Here is a 23708-nt window from a genome sequence, read left to right as displayed (position 1 = left end):
GCGCATGAAAATCGCGTTTTATGCGCCGTTGAAGGCGCCCGACCATCCCGATCCGTCCGGCGACAGGACCGTGGGGCGCCTGTTGCTGGCCGCTTTGCGCCGGGGCGGGATCGAGCCGGTCATTGCCAGCCGGTTCCGGGCGCGGCTGACGGGCGATACCGAGGCCGAGCAGAAGCGGCTCGCCGCCAGGGGGCTTGGCATCGCCGAGAAGCTGATCGCCAAGTACCGGAAACTGCCCAAGGGGCAGCGCCCGCGCGCCTGGTTCACCTATCATCTTTATTACAAGGCCGTGGATTGGGTGGGACCGCGCGTGGCCAGGGCACTCGATATTCCTTATATCGCGGCGGAAGCGAGCCACGCGCCCAAGCGTGCCACCGGGCCATTCGCCTTTTCGCATGCGGCGGCCGAGGACGCGATCAGCCAAGCCGCTGCCGTTTTCTGCCTCAATCCGGCCGACAAGGAATGCCTGGGGGCCATCGTGTCCGGCAAGCGGCTGGTCGATCTGCCGCCCTTCCTCGACTTGAAGGCCTTCCTTGGCACCGATCCGCGCGGGCCGGACCGGGCGCTGGGGCGGCTGAAGCTGTCGCAGCATTACAATCTGGATCCCGACATGCCGTGGCTCTTGACCGTGGCAATGATGCGCAAGGGTGACAAGCTTGCTTCCTATCAGGCGCTGGCCGAGGCGCTGCGGCATGTGACGCGGGCCTATCAGCTGATCATCGTCGGCGACGGGCCGGCGCGGGCCGACATCGAACATGCCTTCGCCATGGTCAAGAAGCGCACGGCCTGGCTGGGGCAGAAGCCCGCCAATGAACTGCCCGAAATCTACGCCAGCGCCGACCTCTTCGTCTGGCCGGCGATCAACGAGGCATTCGGCATGGCGCTCCTCGAAGCGCAGGCCTGCGGCACGCCGGTCATCGCCGGGGCCTGCGGCGGCGTGCCGGCAATGGTGGCCGACGGCGAGACCGGCTGGTTGTCGACGCCGGGCGATACCACCGCTTTCGCGGCCGATGTCGACTTCGCGCTGGAACGGGAACTGGCACCGGTCCGTCTTGCCGCCGCCGCTCATGCGCGCAAGTTTCACGATATCGCGGCGGCCGCCGCGACCTTGAAGAAGACCCTCGACAGAGTGGTGGGTGCGTGAGCATCCAATGCGCCATCATCCGGCATGCCCCCACCCAGTGGAATGTCGAAAAAAGACTGCAGGGTCGCACCGATATCGGTCTGGGGCCGCAGGGTCGCATCGTGGCCGCCAGCTGGTCCGTGCCGACGGCATGGCACCAGTGGCGCGTTCTCACCAGCCCCTTGAGCCGCGCCAGGGAAACGGCGGCGATCCTCTTTCCGGACGTGGTGGCCGAGATCGAGCCGGATCTGCGTGAAATGAGTTTCGGCGATTGGGAAGGGCAAAGCCTGGAAGCCTTGCGCGAGGCGCCGGGATCGGATGCCGAATCGCGCGAGGCATTGGGCCTCGATTTCCGCGCGCCAAATGGAGAAAGCCCGCGCGAGGTGCAGGCAAGGTTGCGGCCGCTGCTGGCGCGCCTCGCTGCCGAGGGGCGCGACGCGGTGCTCGTCAGTCATAAGGCTGTGCAACGCGCGCTTTATGCGCTGGCGACCGGCTGGGAGATGACGGAGAAGCCGCCTACCAAGCTGCGCGACGGCAGGGCGCATCTATTCCAGCTGAATGCCGGCGGCGTACCCGAAATCGTCGAGCTCAACATCGAAATGGCGGGCGGTCATGGCTGAGCAGATCCGCCTCGCCCTCTATGTGCAGCATCTTCTGGGCATCGGCCATCTGCGCCGGGCGGCGGCCCTGGCGCGCGCCTATGTAGATGCCGGTATCGACGTGCTGGTCCTGTCCGGCGGCGTCCCGGTGGCGGACGTCGATTTCGGCGCGGCGAGGGTCGTGCAATTGCCGCCCTGCCTCGCGGCGGATTCCCAGTTCTCGGCGCTGCTGGACGCGGACGGGCAGGTCATCGACAGCGCCTGGAAGGACAGGCGCCGCGATCTGGTGCTGAAGGAGACGGCCGCGTTCCGTCCGGACGCGCTGGTGATCGAAATGTATCCTTTCGGGCGGCGGCAGTTCCGTTTCGAATTGCTGCCTTTGCTCTATTGGGCGCAGAACGCCAATCTGCTGGTGGCAAGCTCGGTGCGGGACATCCTGGTGGACAAGGGGCGCGATGACCGGGTGACGGAGGCGGCCGATCTGGTGCGGCGCTATTTTGACCTAGTGCTGGTGCATGGTGATCCACGTCTGGTGCCCTTCGAGCGTACCTTTCCGCGCGCCCCGGCCATCGCCGACCGGCTGCACTATACCGGCTATGTGGTCGAGAAGCCCAAGACGGTCGGTGCCGTGGATCGAAGCGGGGGCGAAGTTCTGGTGTCTGCCGGCGGCGGTGCGGTCGGTGCCCCGCTTTTCACGGCGGCCCTGGCGGCGCGGCGGCTTTCGAGCCTCAAGGAACGGCGCTGGCGATTTGTCGCCGGGCGCAACCTGCCCGAGGCCGACTTTGCGGTGCTGCAACAGGCGGCGGCGATCGATCCGGGCATCGTCGTCGATCGGTTCCGCGCCGATTTTACCGAGCTGCTCGCCAATTGCCATGTGTCGCTGAGCCAGGGGGGTTACAACACGGTGATGGAATTGCTGGCGCTGCATACCCCGGCAGTGATCGTGCCCTTTGCGGAAGGACAGGAGAGCGAGCAGGCGCTGCGGGCGCAACTGCTCGCCGAACGCAATGCGCTCGACGTTCTGGATGCCGACAATCTCGACCCCGCGGCCCTGGCGGCGACATTGACGCGGCGCGCCCAGATCGGCGCCTTGCCGATCGACCTCGACCTCGACGGGGCAAGGCATTCGGTCGAGATCACCTTGAACGCCCTCGCCAAGAAGCGTGCCGGGGTGCTCCGTGGCTGAGCTGCCTGCCGCCGATTGGGACGCCCTGGCGCGCGAGGTCGATCTTTGGCGCCTCGCTGGCCGGCGAGCGACCCTGTGGTGGCGCGATGACGATGCCGTTGCGGTAACGCCGGCGCTCCTGGAATTGCAGCGATCGGCGCGGGTGCCATTGGCGCTGGCCGTCATCCCGGCAGCACCCGCCAATCCGCTGGAGGATGCGCTTGGCCTATGTCTGGCGGATTGGCCCGTGGCCAGCGTGCTGCAGCACGGTATCGGCCATGTGAGCCATGCCCCGGCGGGCGGCAAGAACAGCGAATTCCCGTCGATCCGGCCGCTGCCGGACATCCGGGCCGGGCTCGCGGCCGGCCTTGCCCGGTTGAGCGGGCTGTTCGGCGCCCGCTTTCTGCCGGTCCTGACGCCGCCCTGGAACCGCATTGCGAATGAAACGCTGCCGCTGCTGCCCGGCCTCGGTTTCCGCGGCCTCAGCCGGTTCGACGACCTGCCCTATGGGCGGGAAAGGGGCCGTGCCGCAGGCGTGCATGAAATCAATACCCAGGTGGATGTGATCGACTGGCGCGGCAGCCGCGGCTTTGTGGGGGAAGCGGCGGCGCTGGGGCGGCTGGTCAGCCACCTTGCCGCGCGGCGGACGGGGCTGGTTGAGCCGGAATTGCCTACCGGAATTCTCACCCATCACCTCGTTCACGATACCGCCACTTGGCGATTCCTCGAGAACCTGCAAGATTGGCTCGCCCGGCGCGGGGAACTGGAGCTGTTTCTGGACCCCCGGACGCTGTGGCCGCCGCTATAGCGCGCAGAAGTAAGGGGTTAGGGGTTGGCGTTCCATGCTTGAGTTCCGGTATCCGCTCTCGGCATTGGTCAAGGATTACCTTCTTGGGGTTCTGGGCCTGGCCGCGTCCGTGCAGATCTTGTCCACCACCGAATCCGGTACCGGCATTTTCTGGTTTTTCGTCGCCCTGGCCGTGTTTTTCGTCATCGTGACGGCCAACGCCGCCAATCGCCATGTGACGCGCATCACAGTCAGTGAAGAAGGTATCCGTTCCGGGCCCTGGGCGCGCCGTTTCATCGCCTGGAAAGACCTCAAAGGGTTGAGTTTGCGCTTCTACGCGGTACGATCCGTGCTGGGGCGCAATAAGGGGGGCTGGATGACCTTGAAGCTGAAAGCGGAAAACGGGGGCAGCATCAGCGTCGATTCCGACCTGCCCCATTTCCAGAGCCTGGTGACCAAGGCGGCCCATGTCGCCAAGGAAAACGGCGTGCTGGTCGATGCCTATACCGCGCATAATCTGCTGTCGTTGGGGATCGAGGTGCCGGCATGACCGACCTGCTGACCGTCCGTAACCTTGCCGTCGAATTTGCCCTGGAAGGCGGTGCCATCCAGGCCGTTCGCGGCGCCTCCTTCCGCGTGCCCGCTGGCAAGACCGTGGCGCTGGTGGGCGAATCCGGTTCCGGCAAATCGGTCTGCGCGCAGGCCATCATGGGCCTGCTGCCGAAATCGGCGCGGATCCGTTCCGGCGAAATCCTGTTCGACCGACGTGCCGGCAGCGGCAACGACTGGGGCCAGAAGAGCGGCATCGTCGATATTGCCAAGCTGGACCGCGATGGGGCCGAGATGCGGTCCATTCGCGGGGCCGCCATTTCGATCATCTTTCAGGAGCCGATGACCTCGCTTTCGCCGGTCCATACGGTCGGTCACCAGATCTGCGAAGCGTTGCACCTCCATTCCAAATTGTCCGGTGCCGAGGGGCGCGAACGCGCCGTCGCCATGCTGCGCGCGGTCGGCTTCCCGGATCCGGACCGGGCGCTGAAGATCTATCCGTTCGAGCTTTCAGGCGGCCTGCGCCAGCGCGCGATGATCGCCATGGCGCTGGTGTGCAAGCCGGCCCTCCTCATCGCCGACGAGCCGACCACGGCGCTCGACGTCACCATCCAGGCGCAGATCCTTAAATTGATGGCCGATCTGCAGTCGGAACTGGGCATGGCGATGCTGATGATCACGCACGATCTCGGTGTCGTCGCCAACATCGCCGATGAAGTCGTCGTGATGTATCAGGGCGAGGTGATGGAGGCTGGATCGGTCGAGGCGATTTTCGGCGCGCCGGAACACCCTTATCTCAAAGCGCTTCTCCATGCCGTGCCGCGCTTCGGCATGGAAGCCACCGAACGGCTGGTGCCCATCCGGGAAATCAGAAGCGAAGCCGGGCCGCTGTTTGCCGAAAAGCAGGCCTGGCCGCAGGGTGCCGATGAAGCCGGACCGCTGCTCAGCGTCAACGGCGTCTCCAAGGGCTTCACCATCCGCAAGAGCGGGTTGTGGTCGATGAAGGCGCAGAAATCGGTGATGGCCGTTTCCGATGTCAGCTTCGAGGTCCAGCGCGGCGAATGCCTGGGCTTGGTCGGTGAGTCCGGCTGCGGCAAGACCACGCTTTCCAAGATCATCATGAAGGCGATATCCGCCGATACGGGCGAGATCCGCTACAACGATCGCGGCCGGTCGATCGATGTCCGCCATATGAGCGGCAACGACCTGGCCGAATACCGCAAGCGCGTGCAGTTCGTCTTCCAGGACCCAATCGGGTCCCTCAATCCGCGCATGACGGTATTCGACATCATCAGCGAGCCGCTGGTCATCCACAATGTCGGCAACGCGGCGACGCGGGCCGAAATGGTGAAGGAGTTGATGGCCCTGGTGGGGCTGGATATCCGGCATCTCCGGCGCTATCCGCACAGTTTCTCCGGCGGCCAGCGCCAACGCATCGGCATCGCCCGGGCGCTTGCACTCAGGCCCGATCTCATCATCTGCGACGAGCCTGTTTCGGCGCTCGACGTCTCGATCCAGGCGCAGATTCTCAATCTGCTGAAAGATCTCAAAGCCAAGCTGGGCCTCACCTATATCTTCATCTCGCACAATCTGGCGGTGGTCGATTATGTCGCCGACCGAATCATGGTGATGTGTGCCGGCCGCGTGGTCGAATTGGCGCCGACGCGCGAATTGTTCCGCAATCCGGTCCACCCCTATACCAAGGCGCTGCTGGCCGCCGTGCCAAATCCGTCGCTCGATTGCCCGTTGGATTTCAACAAGGTCATGGAAGACAAAACCTCCTCGCCCGCAGCCTGGACGGCGCCCTTCACCATTGATGCCGACAACCAGCCGACGCTGGTCGATATCGGGAACGGGCATTGGGTCCGCGCGGCGCTTTCGATCCGGAGCATCGCGGCATGACACGGAACTGGTTGTTGGCGGGATTTGCCGCCGTCCTGACCTTGGTCGCAGCACAGGCGCCGGCGGCGGAAGTGGGCACTTATGTCGGCCCCAGCTATTTTGCCGAGGATGAGGCCAAGGGTGACTTGCCGCCGGTCGCGGAGCGGCTGCCGGAAAACCCGGCTGTGGCCAGCATGGACGAGTTGGGCCGCCCGGGCGGCGAAATGCGCATGCTGATGGCCAGCCCCAAGGATAGCCGCATCCTCGTCGCCTATTCCTATGCACGCCTGGTCGGCTATGACCGCAACTACAAGATCGTGCCGGATCTCCTCGAGAGCTATGAGGTGGAAGAGGGGCGCATCTTCACCTTCCATCTGCGCAAGGGCCACAAATGGTCGAACGGCAAGGCCTTCACCACCGAAGATTTCCGCTTCTGGTGGGAGGATGTCGCCAACAATACCGAGCTGATGCCGGCTGGTCCGCCGCGCATTCTCATGGTCGATGGCGAAATGCCGAAGGTCGAGGTGATCGACGATACGACCATCCGCTACAGCTGGTCGAAGCCCAACACCGACTTCCTGCCGGCGCTGGCGGCGGCGAGCCCGCTCTACATTTACATGCCGTCGAAATATTTGAAGAAATTCCACGCGAAATATGCCGATCCGGCGGAGCTTGAGGAGGCGGTGAAGGATAGCGGCCAGCCGAGCTGGGGCGCGCTCCTCAACCGGCGCGGCAATCAGTATCGCAACGACAATCCGAAACTGCCGACGCTCGATCCCTGGGTCCTGCGCATCAAGCCGCCGGCAGACCGGCTCGTATTCGTGCGCAATCCCTATTACTACCGTGTGGATACCAAGGGTCAGCAGCTCCCCTATCTCGACCAGGTCGTGTTCGACATCGCCGAGAGCAAGCTCATTCCCGCCAAGGCCGGGACGGGCGAGGCTGATCTGCAGGCGCGCTACATCCGCTTCGACAATTACACCTTCCTGAAACAGGCGGAGAAGAACGGCCGCTTCGCGCTGCATCTCTGGGAAGACAGCCGCGGGTCCAATTTCGCGCTCTATCCCAATCTCAATTGCAATGACGAAGCGTGGCGCGCGGTCAATCGCGATATCCGGTTCCGGCGCGCGCTCTCCCTCGGCATCGACCGGCACGAGATCAACCAGGCGATCTATTATGGCCTCGGCAAGGAAGGTGCGAATACGATCCAGCCCTTGAGCCCCCTCTTCAAGCCGCATTACCAGACGGCCTGGTCCAGCTTCGACGTGTCGACGGCGAACCGGCTGCTGGACGAGATGGGGCTCACCGCCCGCGACGATGAAGATTTTCGCCTGCTGCCCGATGGGCGGCGCATGACCATCATCGTTGACACGGCTGGTGAATCGACCGAGGAATCCGACATTCTCGAACTGATCAAGGACAATTGGCGCGCCATCGGCATCGACATGTTCGTGAAGCCCTCGCAGCGCGAGGTATTCCGCGACCGTATCTTTGCCGGCGACAGCATCATGTCGGTCTTCTTCGGTGTCGATAACGGCCTGCCGACGGCGGATATGAGCCCGCAGGAATTCGCGCCCTCGACCCAGCAGCAGCTGATGTGGCCGAAATGGGGCCAATATATCGAAACCGGCGGCATGAACGGTTCTCCGATCGACCTGCCCGAGGCGCAGAAACTGGCCGACCTCCTCAAGGCCTGGAAGGAATCGACCACCAGCGAAGCGCGCGCGGAGATCTGGGGCGATATCCTGCAACTATGGTCCGAGCAGGTCTTTGCCATCGGTACCGTTGCCAACATTCCGCAGCCGGTGGTCGTCGCGACCGGCTTCCACAATGTTCCGGCCAAAGGCATCTGGTCATGGGAACCGGGGGCTCATTTCGGCCTCTACAAGCCCGACAGCTTCTGGCAGGAAACGCCCAAGGAACTCAGCCCGGTCGAAAGCCGGCTGCAATAGGAACCAGCAAGAGATGCTTCGTTACCTCATTCAGCGTGTGCTGGTCATGGTCCCGACCCTGCTGGTCATCAGCATGCTCGTCTTTGCGATCATCCAGGCCCCGCCCGGCGACTTCCTGGAAACTATGATGGCCGAGATGCAGGCGCGCGGCGAGAACATGGACCAGGACAAGATGGATTTCCTGCGCAAGACCTATGGTCTCGACGAGCCGATGCATGTCCAATATCTGCATTGGATGTTCGGCCGCTGGGAGGGTTTCGAGCATCAGAGCGGCGGCCTGATCTTCGGCGATCTCGGCTATTCCTTCGAGCATAACCTGCCAGTATCGGAAGTGGTCGGCGACCGACTGATGCTGACCGTCATCATCTCGCTGGCATCTATTCTCTTCGTGTGGATCGTTTCCTTCCCGATCGCGGTCTATTCGGCGACGCATCAATACTCCATCTTCGACTACATCTTCACCTTCCTCGGCTATATCGGGCTCGCGACACCCAGCTTTCTCATCGCTTTGGTGCTGCTCTATTTCGCCAACATATGGTTCGGCACCTCGATCGGCGGCATGATGGATGCCGAATATGTCGGCCAGCCCTGGTCGATGGCCAAGATCATGAGCGTGATGGAGCATATGTGGGTGCCGGTGCTGGTCATCGGCCTGCCGGGAACTGCCGGCATGATCCGGCGCCTGCGCGCCAATCTGCTTGACGAGCTCAACAAGCAATATGTGACGACCGGCCGGGCCAAAGGGTTGCCGCCGCTCACCCTGCTGCTGCGCTATCCCCTGCGCATCTCGCTCAACCCGTTCATCGCCGATATCGGCTCGTTGCTGCCCGAGCTCATCTCCGGCTCGGTCATCGTCTCCGTCGTCATGTCGCTGCCCATCACGGGGCCGATGCTGCTCGCGGCCCTGCGGTCGCAGGATATGTATCTGGCCGGCTCCTTCCTCATGTTCATGGCCTTTCTGACGGTCATCGGCATCTTCATCTCGGACGTGCTGCTGGCGCTGCTCGATCCGCGTATCCGCCTCGGCGCAGGAGCTGAAAAATGAGCGGCTCCGATACCCGCCCCGGCAGCAGCATGCCGCATTTCGTCAGCAAGGCGCCGTTCGACCCCTACGCCATCGACAGCGTCAATCCGGCGCTGGAAAAGATCTACATGGCGTCGCAATGGCGCATGATGTGGCTGCGTTTCCGCCGCCACAAGGTGGCCATGGTCGCTGGCCTCGTGCTCGCCATCATGTATCTCGCCATCCTGTTCGTCGAATTTCTGGCACCGTACGGCCAGCATGCGCGCAATGTGGACTATATCTATGCACCGCCGCAGAAGGTGCATTGGGTGCACCAGGGCGAGTTCATCGGACCCTTCGTCTATGCGCTCGATTACAAGCTCGACATGGAGAATCTGCAGCGCATCTACACGGAAAATGTGATCGACCCGCGCCCGATCCGCTTCTTCTGCGCGGGCGATTCCTACAAATTCTGGGGCCTCATCGAGGGCAAGACACATCTCTTCTGCCCGCCCGACAATGACACGCCACTCTTCCTGCTGGGCTCCGACCGATTGGGTCGCGACATGTTGTCGCGTATTCTCTACGGCATGCGCATCTCGCTCACCATCGGGCTTATCGGCGTTGCCGTCAGCTTCGTGCTCGGCATGACCTTCGGTGGCTTGGCCGGCTATTACGGCGGCTGGGTCGACGACCTGCTGCAGCGCTCGATCGAGGTCCTGCGGTCGATCCCGCATCTGCCGCTGTGGCTCGCCTTGGCGGCAATCCTGCCGGTCACCTGGTCGCCGATGCTGGTCTATTTCGGCATCACGATCATCTTAGGGTTGATCGATTGGACCGGTCTGGCGCGGGCCGTGCGCTCGCGGCTCCTTTCCCTGCGCGAGGAGGATTTCTGCGTCGCCGCGCAATTGATGGGCGCCTCGCCCGGGCGCATCATTTTCCGCCATTTGATGCCGAGCTTCATGAGCCATCTCATCGCCTCGGCCACTCTCGCCATTCCCGGCATGATCCTCGGCGAGACGGCGCTCTCCTTCCTCGGCCTCGGCATCCGGCCGCCGATCACCTCCTGGGGCGTCTTGCTTAACGAGGCGCAGAACATCAACGTGGTAGCGCTCTATCCGTGGCTGATGCTGCCGATTCTGCCGGTCATTGTCGTGGTGCTGGCCTTCAACTTCCTCGGCGACGGCTTGCGCGACGCGGCGGATCCCTATCGCTGAATCCATCCCGGCCGGGCTTGGCAGCACCACCCGCAACATGCGAGGATGTTCCTATTGACCATACCATAGGGGCATCCTTGCTGAACTTCTTCCCACGTCAAATCCATCTCGCCGCCGTGGCCGGCCTGGCACTGCTGGCATCCGCCTGCCAACCCCAGCAGGGGCGCGTCCAATTGGCGAGCGACGAGAAACTGCAGATCAGCCGATCGGTCTGGGACGATTTCGAGGCCTATAAGCGCGAACTCGGCCGCGGCGGCGGGGCCTTCGTGGTGACGGAATCAGGCCTCGGTTCAGGCTATTCGCTCTGCCCGGGCGATTATTGCCGACCTGGCAGCTACACCCACAATGCCATCCAGCTCTGCGAGCAGGCCGGCGTCAAATGCGTCGTCTTCGCCCGCGGCTCGACGATCGTGGTCGATTACGAGATCGTCGATTGACCGGCGTCAGTCGGTGATGCGGATATGGCCGGGTTGTCCCGCCACGCGCTTTAGCCAGGCTGAAATCGAAGGATAGCGGCCAAGATCGAAGCCACCCTCATGCGCCACATGGGTGTAGGCGTAAAGTGCAATGTCGGCGATGGTGTAGCGGCCGGCGACGAAGTAGTCGTGTTTTGCGAGGTGGTCTTCCATCACGTCGAGCGCGCGGTATCCAGCGGCGATTTTAGCCGGCAGGGTGGGCTCGTTCTGCGGTGTCTTTCCCAGATGCGCCACCCAATGGCGGACCACGGCGATGGTCGGCTCGTGATTGTATTGTTCGAAGAACATCCATTGCAGGACGCGGGCCCGGTCGAGCTTCTCCGCCGGCCAGAAGGGTGTTCCTTCGGCGAAGTAATAGAGAATGGCATCGGATTCGGCGAGTGCGGTGCCGTCCTCCAGCACGATTGCCGGTACCTTGCCGTTGCGGTTGACCTTGAGGAAGTCGGGCTTGCGGGTCGAACTGTCGTCGACGCTCATCTCGATGCGCTTCAGCGGCAATCCGAGATGGCTGAGGATGAGGCGCACCTTGTAGGCGTTGCCTGAGATTGCGCTGTCGTAAAGCGTCAGCATGCCGGCCCCCTCGTTGCAATCGATTGCGCCGTTCATGACGCGGGGCGCCGATTCCCGCAATTGACGATTTGTTGCAACAGCCGTGAGCGACGCTCACAGCTTAGGGTGCGACGTCAGGCGAGATTGAGCAGCGGCCCCAGGCGCTGGCCGCCCAGCAGATGCAGGTGATAATGCGGCACTTCCTGGTGGCTGTCGGCGCCGCTGTTGGCGATGGCCCGATAGCCGGTGACATTGACGCCGATGAGGGCGGTGACCTTCGGGATGGCGCGGTGGAAGGCGACGATCTCGGCCTCCGAGGCGCGGGCTGAAAAATCCTCCAGCGACACATAAGCGCCCTTGGGGATGATCAGGGCATGGGCCCGGGCCTGGGGGCGGATGTCGCGGAAGGCCAGCACATGCTCGTCCTCATAGACCTTGTCGCAGGGGATCTCGCCCCGGAGGATCCGCGCAAAGATATTGTTGCTGTCATAGGCCATGGTCGCTCACCCCGGTTGATCCGATTGATTTCACGCCGAAACTGGCCGATTCAGCCGCCGCGCGTCAAGGGGCAGGGCGGCGGATGGGATTCTAACCCCTTGCGAAATCGGCCTTTTCGGAGGTTCATCAAGCTGTAACAATAGTGTCGTACTCAGCCCGCGACGACCAAGGGAGAGAGCATCCATCATGCTTCGCGCGCGTGGCACCCCGGGATCCGCCCGGTTCAGACTTTCGGCCCTCCTGGGCCTCGCCCTCGCGCTGGGGGCTGCGTTGCCGGCGGCCGAGGCGCGCGAGCAGCTACATATCGTCGGTTCCTCGACGGTTTATCCCTTTGCCACCGCCGTGGCTGAACATTTCGCGCAAACCGGCTTCAAGGCCCCGGTGGTCGAATCGACCGGGACCGGCGGCGGCCTGAAACTCTTCTGCGCCGGAATCGGCGAAGGCTTCCCCGACATCGCCAATGCCTCGCGCCCGATCAAGGAGGGCGAGGTCGAGAATTGCAGGCAGAATGGCGTCACCGATATCGTCGAGGTCGAGATCGGCTATGACGGCATCGTGCTGGCGTCCGGCAAGGGCGGTGCACCCCGCGCGCTCAGCGTGCGCAATCTCTATCTGGCCTTGGCCAAGGAAGTGCCGGTCAACGGCGTGCTGTTGGCCAACCCCTACAACATGTGGTCGGAAATCGACCCGAACCTGCCCGCGCAGAAGATCGAAGTGCTGGGTCCGCCGCCCACTTCCGGCACGCGCGACGCGTTCCTTGAACTGGTGATGGACAAGGCCTGCCACACCTTCCCGGAAATCACCGCCATTGCCGACGAGAAGGCGCGCAAGGCGAAGTGCCAGACCATCCGCGAGGACGGCGCCTATATCGATGCCGGCGAGAACGACAATCTCATCGTGCAGAAGCTCGCGGCCAATCCGGATGCCTTCGGTATCCTTGGCTACTCCTTCCTCGCCGACAATCAGGACATGCTGCAGGGCAGCTCGATGGACGGGATCCTGCCGACGGAAGAGAACATCATCAGCGGCGCCTATGAAGTCGCCCGCAAGCTCTATCTTTACGTAAAGAAGCAGCACCGCGCGGTTGTGCCGGGCCTTGCCGAATATGTCGCCGAGTTCATGAGCGAGAAGGCGTCCGGTCCGCAGGGCTATCTCACCGACAAGGGCATGGTGCCGATGCCGCCCGCCGAACATGCCGCCGTTTCGACTGCCGTGCTCGCCTCCCTGCCGATTGCAAGCTCGCTCGGCGCCGGGCTTGATCTCGGCGCCACCTCGGCATTGCTCCCCTGGATCGCCACCGGCTTCCTGCTGCTGCTGAGCTCGGTCGGCTTCCAGCTTGGCCGTCGCCGGGCCTTTGCCAGCGTCGGCGGGGTAACGCGCGAGCTGCATTCGCTGCCTGGCTATCACGGCACCTTCGTCGGCCTCGGCGCCTTTCTGCCGGGAGCCATCGCCCTTATCCTCGGTGCCGTCATCGCCCATTACCTGCCGGGCGATGAAAAGACCGGCCATGACGTGATCTGGGCGGCCATCGCCGCCGCCACATTGGGTGCCGCCGCTATCGGCCTCGGCTGGGCCCAGCGCCATATCAGCGCCAGCTTCCGCGCCCGCAATGCGGTCGAGCGGGCCATCATGATCCTGCTCATCGTCTGCTCGCTGCTCTCGATCCTCACCACCGTCGGCATCGTGCTGTCGCTGGTGTTCGAGGCGCTGCGCTTCTTTGCCAAGGTTTCGGTGTTCGAGTTCCTCTTTGGCCTGCAATGGTCGCCCCAGATGGCGATCCGCGCCGACCAGGTTGGCCAGTCCGGTGCTTTTGGCGCCATCCCGGTCTTTGCGGGCACGCTGCTGATTACCGTCATTGCGATGGTGGTCGCTGTCCCGGTCGGCTTGATGTCGGCGATCTTTCTCTCCGACTATGCCAGCCGCAAGACGCGCGCGTGGGCCAAGCCGCTCATCGAAATCCTGGCCGGCATCCCGACCGTGGTCTACGGTTTTTTCGCCGCTCTCACCGTGGCGCCGCTCATTCGCGGCTTCGGTGCCAGCATCGGCCTCGATGTCGCCTCCGAATCGGCCTTGGCGGCGGGCTTGGTCATGGGCGTCATGATCATCCCCTTCATTTCCTCGCTCTCGGACGACGTGATGAACGCCGTGCCGCAGGCCATGCGCGACGGCGCCTTCGCCCTCGGCGCCACCAAATCCGAAACAATCCGTCAGGTTGTGGTGCCGGCGGCCTTGCCCGGCATCATGGGTGGCGTGCTGCTGGCGGTAAGCCGCGCCATCGGCGAAACCATGATCGTGGTGATGGCGGCCGGTCTTACCGCGAACCTCACTGCCAATCCGCTGGAAGCCGTCACCACCGTCACCGTGCAGATCGTGACGCTGCTGGTGGGCGACCAGGAATTCGACAGCCCGAAGACGCTGGCAGCCTTCGCCCTCGGCCTGCTGCTGTTCGTCATCACCCTGATCCTCAACATCGTCGCCCTTCGCATCGTCAAGAAATATCGAGAGCAATATGAGTGACGCCACCGCACAAGTTCCAGCGATCAAGCGCCCGGATCTCAGCGAGAGCCGGATCCGCCGTCGCTACGCCGCCGAACGCCGCTTCCGTTTCTACGGCATGCTGGCGGTGGGCATCGCCATCGCCATGCTGGGGATCCTGTTGGTGACGATTTGCGGGCGCGGCTACAGCGCCTTCTATCGCACCGAAGTGGCGCTCGACGTCATGCTCGATCCAACCATCATCACGCCGGACGGCAAGAGCGATGCCGACACCTTGGCCGCGGCCGATTATCAGGGGTTGGTCAAGGAATCGCTGAAGTCGGCCTTCCCCGACGTTACCAGCCGCGGCGATCGCAAGCTGCTTTATGGCCTGGTCAGCAATGGTGCCGGCGACACGATCCGCCGGGCGGTACTGGCCAATCCCGACCTGATCGGCAGCACCCAGCGTTTCTGGGTCGTGGCCGCCGACGATATCGACATGCTGAACAAGGGCTTCATCAGGCGCGAGGTGGCGGAAGCCGAACGTGTGGTGCCCGACAGCCAGATCGGCTGGTTCGATGCCCTCAAGGACAAAGGCCAGGTCAAGAGCACCGTCAACACGACCTTCCTGTCGGCGGGCGATTCACGCGAACCGGAACAGGCCGGTATCCTCGGCGCCTTCATGGGCTCGATCTTCACTATGCTGGTGACGGTGCTGCTGGCGCTGCCGCTCGGTGTCATGAGCGCCATTTACCTCGAGGAATTCGCGCCGAAGAATCGCTTGACCGAGATCATCGAGGTCAACATCAACAACCTTGCCGCTGTACCTTCGATCGTGTTCGGCCTGCTGGGCCTTGCCGTGCTGCTCGGCGTCTTCGGCCTGCCGCGCTCGGCGCCACTGGTGGGCGGCATGGTGCTGGCCCTGATGACGCTGCCCACCATCATCATCGCCACGCGCGCGGCCCTGAAAGCCGTGCCGCCGTCAATCCGCGAGGCGGCCTATGGGATCGGCGCCTCGCCCCTGCAGGTGGTGACGCACCACGTGCTGCCGCTGGCAACGCCCGGCATCATGACGGGTGCCATCATCGGCCTGGCACGGGCGCTTGGTGAATCGGCCCCGCTGCTGATGATCGGCATGGTCGCCTTCATCGTCGACGTGCCGCATGGGCCCAGCGACCCGGCGACCGTGCTGCCGGTGCAGATCTATCTTTGGGCCGACAGCCCGGAGCGTGCCTTTATCGAGAAGACCAGCGCCGGCATCATGGTGCTGCTGGCCTTCCTCATCTCCATGAATGCCATCGCCATTTTTGTCCGCCGCCGGTTCGAGCGGCGCTGGTAGGAGCCTATGAACGCAATCTCCCCCACTCTCGCGAAGATGCATGGCCGCAAGGTGACCGTGCATTACGGTTCCAAGCAGGCCCTGTTCGACGTCGATCTCGACGTGCCGGAACGCATGGTGACGGCGCTGATCGGCCCGTCGGGCTGCGGCAAATCGACCTTTCTGCGCTGCCTCAACCGCATGAATGATGTCATCGACGGCTGCAAGGTCGGTGGTGAAATCACCCTCGACGGCCAAGACATCTATGATCCAAAGCTCGACGTGGTCATGCTGCGGGCCCGCATCGGCATGGTGTTCCAGAAGCCCAATCCCTTTCCGAAATCGATCTATGACAATGTGGCCTATGGCCCGCGCATCCACGGCATGGCGGCGACCAAGGGCGAAATGGACGAAATCGTCCGTTCCAGCCTTGAAAAGGCTGGCCTCTGGAACGAAGTGAAGGAGCGGCTGGATCAGCCCGGCACGGGCCTTTCCGGCGGCCAGCAGCAGCGTTTGTGCATCGCCCGGGCGATCGCCGTCAGCCCCGAAGTCATCCTGATGGATGAGCCTTGCTCGGCCCTCGATCCCATCGCCACGGCGAAAATCGAGGAGCTGATCGACGAATTGCGTGAGAATTTCACCATCGTGATCGTGACCCATTCCATGCAGCAGGCCGCACGCGTCAGCCAGAAAACCGCTTTTTTCCATCTCGGCCAATTGATCGAATGGGGCGATACTGAACAGATCTTCACCAGCCCCAAGGACGAGCGGACCCAGGGCTATATTACCGGCCGGTTCGGCTAAAGGAGCGATAGGATTATGCCGCAGAAAGCCACCGACCATATCGTCAAGAGCTTCGACGAAGAACTACGCCGCCTGCGCGAGCAGATCCTGGCCATGGGCGGCCGCGCCGAAGCGCAGCTCGGCGACGCGATCTCGGCCCTCGCCAAGCGCGATTCCGACAAGGCCATGCGGGTCATCGAAAGCGACAAGGGTATCGATGCCCTGGAAATGACCGTGGCGCAGGATTCGCTGAAGATCCTGGCGCTGCGCCAGCCGATGGCGAAGGATCTCCGCGAAGTCATTGCCGCGATCAAGATTTCGGCCGATATCGAACGCATCGGCGACTATGCCAAGAACATCGCCAAGCGCGCCCTGCAGCTCAATCAGCAGGCGCCCTTGAAGCCCACGGGCTCAATCCCGCGCATGGGCGATCTGGCGATCAAGCTGATCAATGCCGTGCTCTCGGCCTATGCCAATGACGATGCGGAAGGGTTGATCGCCGCCTGGCGCTCGGATGAAAGCATCGACGAGATGTACAATTCGCTCTTCCGCGAATTGCTCACCTATATGATGGAAGATCCGCGCAATATCGGCGCTTCGACCCATCTGCTGTTCATTGCCAAGAATATCGAACGCATCGGCGACCATGCGACCAACATCGCCGAAACCGTGCACTTCCTCGTGCATGGCAAGCCGATCGACGAGATGCGCCCCAAGGGAGATACGACCAATGTTGCGATCAATGGCTGAACGTTCGCGCCGGGCCGATTTGCCTCGTGGTGACACGGCAACCGATGGCCGCGCCAAGCCGGTTGTGCTGGTGGTCGAGGACGAGCCGGCATTGCTGACGCTGCTCAAATATAACCTGGAAGCCGAAGGCTACCGCGTCGTCGAGGCGATGAACGGCGAGGAAGCATTGGTGAAGGCGCGGGAAGAAACGCCCGACCTTATCCTCCTCGATTGGATGCTGCCGCTGGTCTCCGGCATCGAAGTCTGCCGCCAGATCCGCCGCACGCCGGACCTGAAATCGGCCGCGATCATCATGTTGACCGCCAAGGGCGAGGAAGCCGACAAGATCCGCGGGCTTGAGACCGGCGCTGACGATTATGTCACCAAGCCGTTCAGCCCCTCTGAGCTGATGGCCCGGGCGAAGGCCGCCTTGCGTCGTGCCCGTCCGCAATCGGGCGACGAGAACCTGACCTATGCCGATCTCGAGATGGATCTGGCGACCCATCGCGTCCGCCGCGACAACAAGGATTTGCATCTGGGGCCGACGGAGTTCCGTCTGCTGAAGTTCCTAATGGAGAACCAGGGCCGCGTCTTCTCGCGCGAGCAGCTCCTCGATCATGTCTGGGGCCGCGACATCTATGTCGAGCCGCGCACGGTCGACGTCCACATCCGGCGCCTGCGCAAGGCGATCAATGTCGACGGCCTGCCCGATCTCATCCGCACCGTGCGTTCGGCCGGCTACGCCCTCGACATCGAGGATTGAGGCAGACCCCTCACCCCAGCTCTCTCCCCACTGCGTGGGGCGAGGGAGCTTCTAGCGAGTTCTGGCGGCAAGCCCCTCGCCCCGCTTGCGGGGAGAGGGGGTGTGGTGAGGGGTTGTTACCCGCCCTTGGTCATCGCCACATAGACGCCGTCCCAATCTTCGGGCGGCGGATTGGCGGCGTATTCGGCGATGCGCGCTTCGTACATGTCGTAGAATTTCGCCAGCGATTCCGGTGCCGCTTCGCGCGCCAGCGCCAGCGATGCCCTGGCCGATGACCAGGACTGCTCGCGATAGGCGCCGAGCATCGAATCATGGAGGCTCTTCAAGGCCACGAAGCTGTTCGATTTGGCGACCTTCTCGTCGCCAAGCCCGGTAAAGATGCGCACCGGCAGATTCTTGCCCTTGACGCGCACTTGGTCGAGTTCGAGGAGCGCGAAGTCCGCCGCCGCTGCGGCCGTCTCCTCGCCGAGAACCAGGTCCACGAAATAGGCCGGAGACAGGCTCTCGAGGCGTGAGGCGGTGTTGACCGTATCGCCGAGCGCCGAATAGCCGAAGCGCTGCTTGGAACCCATATTACCGACGCAGGCGATGCCGGTATTGAGGCCGATCCCGATCTTGATCTCGATCTTCTTGGCGCCCGTGCGGGCCGCCTCCTCGGCGAAGGTCTCATTGAGCTTCACGAGTTCATTGCGCATGCTGAACGCCGCAGCGACAGCCTTGCGCTCATGCTGCGGGATGTCGAGCGGCGCGTTCCAGAATGCCATGATGCAATCGCCGATATATTTGTCGATCGTGCCGCCATGGGCCTGGATAATGTCGGTCATGGGAGTAAGGAACTGGTTGATGACATGGGTCAGTTGCTGCGGGTCGAGCCCTTCCGACATTTTGGTGAAGCCGCGAATGTCGCAGAACATCACGGTCAATGGCCGGTTCTCGCCGCCCAGCTTCAACTGTTCCCGGTTCCTCGACACTTGGTCGACCAGCACCGGCGAGAGATAGAGGGAGAATGCCCCGCGCACCTGAGCCTTCTCGCGCTCGGTACGGATATAGCCGATGAGAGTGGAGGTCACGAAAATGAGGAATGCGGTTCCCGCCGGGTAAAAGGGATCGACGAGCAGGCCCTTTGTTTGAAAGAGATAGTAGGACGTCCCGAAGGAGCCGACGATGGCGATGATTGCCACGGCGAGGCCGATCAGCGCCACGCGCAACTGAGCCAGGATCGTCAGCACCAGGCCGAGAACGGCGAGTCCCATGCCTTCGACGACGAAAGCCCAATAGGGCCGCTCAAGATAGGTGCCGGAAATGATCTGTTCGGCGATCTGGGCGTGGATTTCCACGCCGGCCATGTTGGCAAAGAGCGGTGTCGGCTTGAAGTCGCGCAGGCCCTCGACCGAAGCGCCGATGAAGATGATGCGTCCGGCCACGATGCTGGGGTCAAAATCCGCATCCATCACGTCGGCCAGGGAAAAGAAGCGCTCCGGTTGATGTCCCGAATCGTAAAGCAGGATGCTGCCGTCATAGGTCGTCGGCACGATCGCTTGACCGATCTTGATCTTGGCCACGCCGAGATCGTCGCCGAAGCCGCGTTCGCTGTTGGCGCCGGTTGATTTGATCGAGTAGGTGGTTTGCTGTTGCGCGACGCGCAGGGCCTCGGCTGCAAGCGAGCCGCGGAAATGCTCATTGACATCGGGTGACGGATCGGGAACCAGCACCACCAGCGGAACGCTGCGGATGATGCCGTCGAGATCGGGATCGGCATTGACTGATCCGACGCCGGCAGCGGCCTTCTGGAACAGGTCGAGCGAGGCGATCCAGTATTTCCAATTGCGCATGAAAGCGGTGGGCGGCGTCCCGGCAAAAGCAAAGCCTGCCTTGGCACGTGGCAGGTCCTGGGGTCGCAGCGGATCGGTCGCCAATGTCGCGAACGGCACGATCGTCGGTACCTTGGCAATGGAATCAGCCAAGGTCTCGTCCGGGTTGGGCAATTGCGACATCATCGCCTTGGCCGTGGCAAAGGCGACATCGTCCGGCAGGGTAGCGGCCACGGCCTGCGGCGCCGTGCGGTCCGATTCCGCCAACAGAATGTCAATGGCAACCGCGGCCGCGCCAAGTTCGCCGAGCCGGTCGATGATCTTGGCGATCTGCGCGCGTGACCAGGGCCATTGGCCGAATTTCTGCAGGCTCTTCTCGTCGATGTCGCCGATGCGGATGGGCACGGCGGGGTCGTAGGGTCGGGGATCGAGGCGTTGATAGGTGTCGAAGACGATATTGCGCAGCTGCTGCACCGGCTGCGGATCGTTCGCGCGCAAGGTCAGCGCCGCCAGCAGCAAAGCGAGCGGGATGACAATGCCTTCGATTCGGCCGAATTTGGCGCGAGCGAGCCGGCTGAAGAAGTTTCCGATCCTGGCAAAGAACGTCATGCGCCGCTTTTCCCCCAATAGGCGAACGAACTCTAGCATTGCGGCGCGGAAGCGGGGAAGAGTGGGCCTAGATCAAAGCCTTGCGGATCAGCTCGATGGCGGAAACGCCACTGTTATATGCACCATGCGCGGTCGCAAAGCCGTCGGGCGAGGTGGCTTCGCCGGCGAAAAAGACACGGTTTTCGATGGGCCGGGCCAGTTCCGCTCTCGCCTCGCCTCCGCCGGGGATGAGGACCGAATAGGCACCAAGGATCAGCGGGTCGGTGACCCAGTTCGTTGCCAGGGTTGTCGTGACTTCCTTGAGGATATCGGCGCCGAAGACCTTGGCGAGCAGAGCCTTGGCTTCGGCGATGGCGGCGTCGGCGCCCTGGGCAAAGAGGTCGCGGGCAAAGGGGCCGCTGGCGAACAAGGTTGCCATCGGCCGGTCATAGGGTTTGCAGACGAAGCCTGCCGTCGGGGCGCCGTCCCAGTTCAACATGGTGAAATGCGGGCCGATGCCGGCGAATACATCGCGCTTCAGCCACAGGCCGACCTTTTCGGCATGTCCCATGCGCAGGCGCCCGAGCGCATCCAGCTTCCAGTCCGGCAGCAAAGGGAAGAACTTGATGCGCTCGGCCTGCAGCACGGCCACGGAAACCGTGACCAAGACGGCGCGGCAGAAAATCATGCCCTTGGCCGTGCCGACCATGACCTCGCCGCCGCCCCAATCGATCGATTTCACCGGGCAATCGAGATTGACCTCGAGATCGGCACCATCTGCGGCGATGAGGGCGCCATAGCCGTCCTCGACCGGCCAGTCCTCATCGGTGAAACGGAAGCGGGAGGTGTCGTAGGTCGAAACCTCCTCGGGTGGCCAGGCCATGTAGCCGGTATAGGCGCGGCGGAAGAGTTGCGCCCAGGGATCGGCCGGATCGATCGCCTCGGCGGCCGGCACGTCCTTTCCAGCCTCGCCGAGGGCGGCAATACGGTCATAGGTGGCGGCAAGACTGGTCCCGAATTCGCCAACCAGGCTTTCGTTCAGCCACCATTTACCGTCATGAAGGCGATAGACGAAGGGGTCCTTGCGATAGCGGAACCCGAGGCGATCGGCGGCTTTCGTATAGGGATTGATGCTGGCGGCATGGAGCCATTGGCAGCCCAGATCGAACGGGGCCGGGAAGGTCGTCATGTCGGAATGCCCGCGCCCGCCGATGCGATGCGAGGCCTCCACCACTTCGATATTCAGTCCGGCGGCACGGGCTGCCTTGGCCGCCGCGAGGCCGGCCGCGCCGGCGCCGACGATGACAAGATCACAGGTCGATTGCATGTGGCGAGATTAACGAAGGCGATTGCGTTCGGCTAGAGCGAGGGCGGACCCCTCACCCCGACCCTCTCCCCGCAAGCGGGGCGAGGGAGTTTCGACAGATTTTGCTATGAAGCCCCTCGCCCCTTCGGGGAGAGGGGGTGGGGTGAGGGGAGTTCACCCCACCACATTGGTCCAGACGACCATGGTTTCGGCCTTGCTCATATTGGCGAAACGGTGCGGCGTCTGGCTTTTGAAGCGGAAGGAATCACCGGTTTTCAGGTGGAATGTGCGATCCTCGATCTCCAGCACCATCTCGCCGGCCATGACATAACCACCTTCCTCGCCCTTATGTGTATAGAGCTCGGGTCCCGACGAGCCGCCCGGCGCGATCGTGACCAGATAGATTTCAAGCGCTCCGGATACGGCCGGTGTCAGCAATTCCTTCTGCACGCCGCTGGTGTTGAGCGACAGCACACGGCGGCCCTTGGCGCGCACGATCCGGCCCAGCTCCTCGACGGGCGGGTAGTCGCCTTCGTGGAAAAGCTGCGACATCGGCACATTGAAGACTTCAGACAGGCGCCGCAGCGAGCGCATGGTGGGCGAGGTGATGCCGCGCTCGATCTGCGAGAGCGCGCCCACCGACAGGCCGCAGCGCTCGGCCAGCTGTTCCAGCGAGAGGTCGTGCATCTTCCTGAGACCGCGCAGATGCTGACCCAGCCACAGATCGGCGATCTTGGTGGCGGGCGCTGCATGCGCCCCGTCTTTTTTTGCAGCGCCCTTCTTCGCCGGGCGGATGCCGGCCTTGCGGGCGTTGTCGCGGTTAGCCTGGTCGGGTCTGGGCATGCCTGCAATTAATCCGGCTGAAAGCGTGGCTGGAATTTCTGAAGTCGTCCGGACTTCAGAACATTTCAGTGAAAATAGTCAACCTATTTTTCATTTTCCTGTTGACGGCCTCGGGCGCCACCCTTGATGCTAGTCGCTCGCGCAGAGGGGTGCTGGGAGCGCCGCTCGCGTCAAACAGGGAGGTCAAGAATGATCCGGAGAACACTGGGTTTCGCCGTCTGTGCCGTCATCGCGACGTTGAGCAGCGCTGCTTTTGCCGAAGGCAAGATCGTCATCTCCAACTGGGATGGCTATATGCCCAAGGACCTGTTGGAGAATTTCACCAAGGAAACCGGCATCCAGGCGGAAATGACCGTCCACGCCACCAATGAAGAGATCATGGGCAAGGTCGTCGCTTCCGGCGGCAAGGGTTATGACGTGCTGTTCGTCTCTGGCCAGTTCGGCGAAGCGCTGCATAAGCTGGGCCTCGCAGCCGACCTCGATCACGCCAAGATTCCCAATCTTGCCAACCTCTACCCTGAGGCGATGAAGCTCAGCCATGACGAAGGGCTCAAATACTCGGTCCCCTATGCCTGGGGCACCACTGGCCTTTGCTATCGCAGCGACATCGTTACCACGGCGCCGGCCAGCTGGAACGACCTGTTGAAGCCCAGCGACGCTTTGAAGGGCAAGACCACCATGCTGGCGACCGATCGTTGGCTGATGATGCCGGCTCTGCTCGCGCTGGGTTATTCGGTAAACTCTGTCAATGAGGACGAGATTGCCAGGGCCAAGGCCCAGCTGATCGAGACCAAGAAGACGCTGCTTACTTATGACGACACCACCTTCTACCAGAAGCTGGTTTCCGGCGAGGCGTCGATGGTCGAGGCCTGGGACGGCTGGTGCAATTACGGCATCGCCGAAAATGCCGCGATCAAATATGTGATCCCGAAGGAAGGCAGCGATATGTGGGTTGACACCATGGTCGTGACCTCCGCCTCCGAGAACAAGGAAGCGGCCGAGGCCTTCATCAATTACGTGCTGAAGCCGGACGTGCATCGCTGGGTGGCGGAGAACATCCTGTACAAGGTGCCGAACAAGGCGGCGATGGACGCGCTCGACCCGAAGCTGATCGAGCAATATCCCAATCTCGGCATCACACCGGCGGAACTGCTGAAATATGAGCAGCTGCGCGACCTCGGCGACGGCCAGAAGCTGTGGTCGAAGACGGTGACCGAGATCACCAGCGCCAATTAAGTCGCCTTACCCGATGGCGGAGCCCGGTCGGGCTCCGCCATTTTCTGTTCGGGAATC

The 23708-nt window shown here is 62.9% G+C and carries 21 protein-coding genes and 1 pseudogene; 17 read left to right on the top strand and 5 right to left on the bottom strand.

What is annotated here, in order from left to right; genetic code table 11:
- The first annotated feature begins 4 nt into the window (after positions 1–4).
- The 10 genes from ACE3OA_RS09105 to ACE3OA_RS09060 all read left to right on the top strand — a co-directional run bounded on the left by ACE3OA_RS09105 (position 5) and on the right by ACE3OA_RS09060 (position 10713).
- Positions 5–1144: a glycosyltransferase family 4 protein gene (locus ACE3OA_RS09105; RefSeq protein ID WP_374310201.1), complete on the top strand. Its 1140-nt coding sequence runs from the start codon at positions 5–7 to the stop codon at positions 1142–1144.
- Positions 1141–1743: a histidine phosphatase family protein gene (locus ACE3OA_RS09100; RefSeq protein WP_374310199.1), complete on the top strand. Its 603-nt coding sequence runs from the start codon at positions 1141–1143 to the stop codon at positions 1741–1743. Before ACE3OA_RS09105 ends, ACE3OA_RS09100 begins: the two co-directional genes overlap by 4 nt.
- Positions 1736–2908: a glycosyltransferase family protein gene (locus tag ACE3OA_RS09095; RefSeq protein ID WP_374310197.1), complete on the top strand. Its 1173-nt coding sequence runs from the start codon at positions 1736–1738 to the stop codon at positions 2906–2908. Before ACE3OA_RS09100 ends, ACE3OA_RS09095 begins: the two co-directional genes overlap by 8 nt.
- Positions 2901–3695, top strand: coding sequence for a polysaccharide deacetylase family protein (locus ACE3OA_RS09090; protein WP_374310195.1), 795 nt, complete (start codon positions 2901–2903; stop codon positions 3693–3695). The genes ACE3OA_RS09095 and ACE3OA_RS09090 overlap by 8 nt, the downstream gene beginning before the upstream one ends.
- Positions 3696–3729: 34 nt before the next feature.
- Complete coding sequence (locus ACE3OA_RS09085) at positions 3730–4224, top strand: hypothetical protein (protein WP_374310193.1); 495 nt, start codon at positions 3730–3732, stop codon at positions 4222–4224.
- Positions 4221–6125, top strand: coding sequence for a dipeptide ABC transporter ATP-binding protein (locus ACE3OA_RS09080; RefSeq protein ID WP_374310191.1), 1905 nt, complete (start codon positions 4221–4223; stop codon positions 6123–6125). The genes ACE3OA_RS09085 and ACE3OA_RS09080 overlap by 4 nt, the downstream gene beginning before the upstream one ends.
- The gene (locus ACE3OA_RS09075) at positions 6122–8056 is read left to right on the top strand and encodes an ABC transporter substrate-binding protein (RefSeq protein ID WP_374310189.1); all 1935 of its coding nucleotides are present in this window, start codon (positions 6122–6124) and stop codon (positions 8054–8056) included. The genes ACE3OA_RS09080 and ACE3OA_RS09075 overlap by 4 nt, the downstream gene beginning before the upstream one ends.
- Before the next feature lie 13 nt (positions 8057–8069).
- Positions 8070–9101, top strand: a complete 1032-nt coding sequence (locus tag ACE3OA_RS09070; RefSeq protein WP_374310187.1) for an ABC transporter permease — start codon at positions 8070–8072, stop codon at positions 9099–9101.
- On the top strand, positions 9098–10276 hold the full coding sequence (locus ACE3OA_RS09065; RefSeq protein WP_374310185.1) for an ABC transporter permease: 1179 nt from the start codon (positions 9098–9100) through the stop codon (positions 10274–10276). Before ACE3OA_RS09070 ends, ACE3OA_RS09065 begins: the two co-directional genes overlap by 4 nt.
- A gap of 77 nt (positions 10277–10353) precedes the next feature.
- Positions 10354–10713, top strand: coding sequence for a hypothetical protein (locus ACE3OA_RS09060; protein WP_374310183.1), 360 nt, complete (start codon positions 10354–10356; stop codon positions 10711–10713).
- A gap of 6 nt (positions 10714–10719) precedes the next feature.
- Here the strand turns inward: ACE3OA_RS09060 and ACE3OA_RS09055 are convergent, their stop codons facing one another.
- On the bottom strand, positions 10720–11358 hold the full coding sequence (locus ACE3OA_RS09055; protein WP_374310181.1) for a glutathione S-transferase family protein: 639 nt from the start codon (positions 11356–11358) through the stop codon (positions 10720–10722).
- A gap of 77 nt (positions 11359–11435) precedes the next feature.
- On the bottom strand, positions 11436–11798 hold the full coding sequence (locus tag ACE3OA_RS09050) for a histidine triad nucleotide-binding protein (protein WP_374310179.1): 363 nt from the start codon (positions 11796–11798) through the stop codon (positions 11436–11438).
- Between the two features lie 187 nt (positions 11799–11985).
- Here ACE3OA_RS09050 and ACE3OA_RS09045 point away from each other — a divergent pair.
- The 6 genes and pseudogenes from ACE3OA_RS09045 to phoB form a co-directional block, all read left to right on the top strand.
- Positions 11986–12915, top strand: a pseudogene (locus ACE3OA_RS09045) (substrate-binding domain-containing protein); the annotation flags it as partial.
- A 162-nt stretch (positions 12916–13077) separates the two neighbouring features.
- On the top strand, positions 13078–14316 hold the full coding sequence (pstC, locus tag ACE3OA_RS09040) for a phosphate ABC transporter permease subunit PstC (protein ID WP_374310899.1): 1239 nt from the start codon (positions 13078–13080) through the stop codon (positions 14314–14316).
- Positions 14309–15613 (top strand): phosphate ABC transporter permease PstA, encoded by a 1305-nt coding sequence (gene pstA / locus ACE3OA_RS09035; protein WP_374310177.1) that lies wholly within the window; start codon positions 14309–14311, stop codon positions 15611–15613. Before pstC ends, pstA begins: the two co-directional genes overlap by 8 nt.
- A gap of 6 nt (positions 15614–15619) precedes the next feature.
- Positions 15620–16396: a phosphate ABC transporter ATP-binding protein PstB gene (pstB, locus tag ACE3OA_RS09030; protein WP_374310175.1), complete on the top strand. Its 777-nt coding sequence runs from the start codon at positions 15620–15622 to the stop codon at positions 16394–16396.
- A 15-nt stretch (positions 16397–16411) separates the two neighbouring features.
- Positions 16412–17125: a phosphate signaling complex protein PhoU gene (gene phoU, locus ACE3OA_RS09025; RefSeq protein WP_374310173.1), complete on the top strand. Its 714-nt coding sequence runs from the start codon at positions 16412–16414 to the stop codon at positions 17123–17125.
- A complete protein-coding gene (phoB, locus tag ACE3OA_RS09020; protein ID WP_374310171.1) occupies positions 17106–17867 on the top strand; it encodes a phosphate regulon transcriptional regulator PhoB in 762 nt (253 codons plus the stop codon). Before phoU ends, phoB begins: the two co-directional genes overlap by 20 nt.
- Positions 17868–17983: 116 nt before the next feature.
- On the opposite strand, the gene ACE3OA_RS09015 is transcribed toward phoB, so the two are convergent.
- The 3 genes from ACE3OA_RS09015 to ACE3OA_RS09005 form a co-directional block, all read right to left on the bottom strand.
- On the bottom strand, positions 17984–20287 hold the full coding sequence (locus ACE3OA_RS09015) for a CHASE2 domain-containing protein (RefSeq protein ID WP_374310168.1): 2304 nt from the start codon (positions 20285–20287) through the stop codon (positions 17984–17986).
- A gap of 67 nt (positions 20288–20354) precedes the next feature.
- Complete coding sequence (locus tag ACE3OA_RS09010) at positions 20355–21593, bottom strand: flavin monoamine oxidase family protein (RefSeq protein WP_374310166.1); 1239 nt, start codon at positions 21591–21593, stop codon at positions 20355–20357.
- A gap of 153 nt (positions 21594–21746) precedes the next feature.
- Positions 21747–22415: a cupin domain-containing protein gene (locus tag ACE3OA_RS09005; RefSeq protein WP_374310164.1), complete on the bottom strand. Its 669-nt coding sequence runs from the start codon at positions 22413–22415 to the stop codon at positions 21747–21749.
- A 189-nt stretch (positions 22416–22604) separates the two neighbouring features.
- Between ACE3OA_RS09005 and ACE3OA_RS09000 the strand changes: the two genes are divergently transcribed.
- A complete protein-coding gene (locus ACE3OA_RS09000) occupies positions 22605–23651 on the top strand; it encodes a spermidine/putrescine ABC transporter substrate-binding protein (RefSeq protein ID WP_374310162.1) in 1047 nt (348 codons plus the stop codon).
- The last annotated feature ends 57 nt before the right edge of the window (positions 23652–23708 follow it).

This window comes from Dongia sp. (assembly GCF_041906375.1).
Classification (GTDB): Bacteria; Pseudomonadota; Alphaproteobacteria; order Dongiales; family Dongiaceae; genus Dongia.
This window is presented reverse-complemented; position numbering and strand designations above follow the sequence as displayed.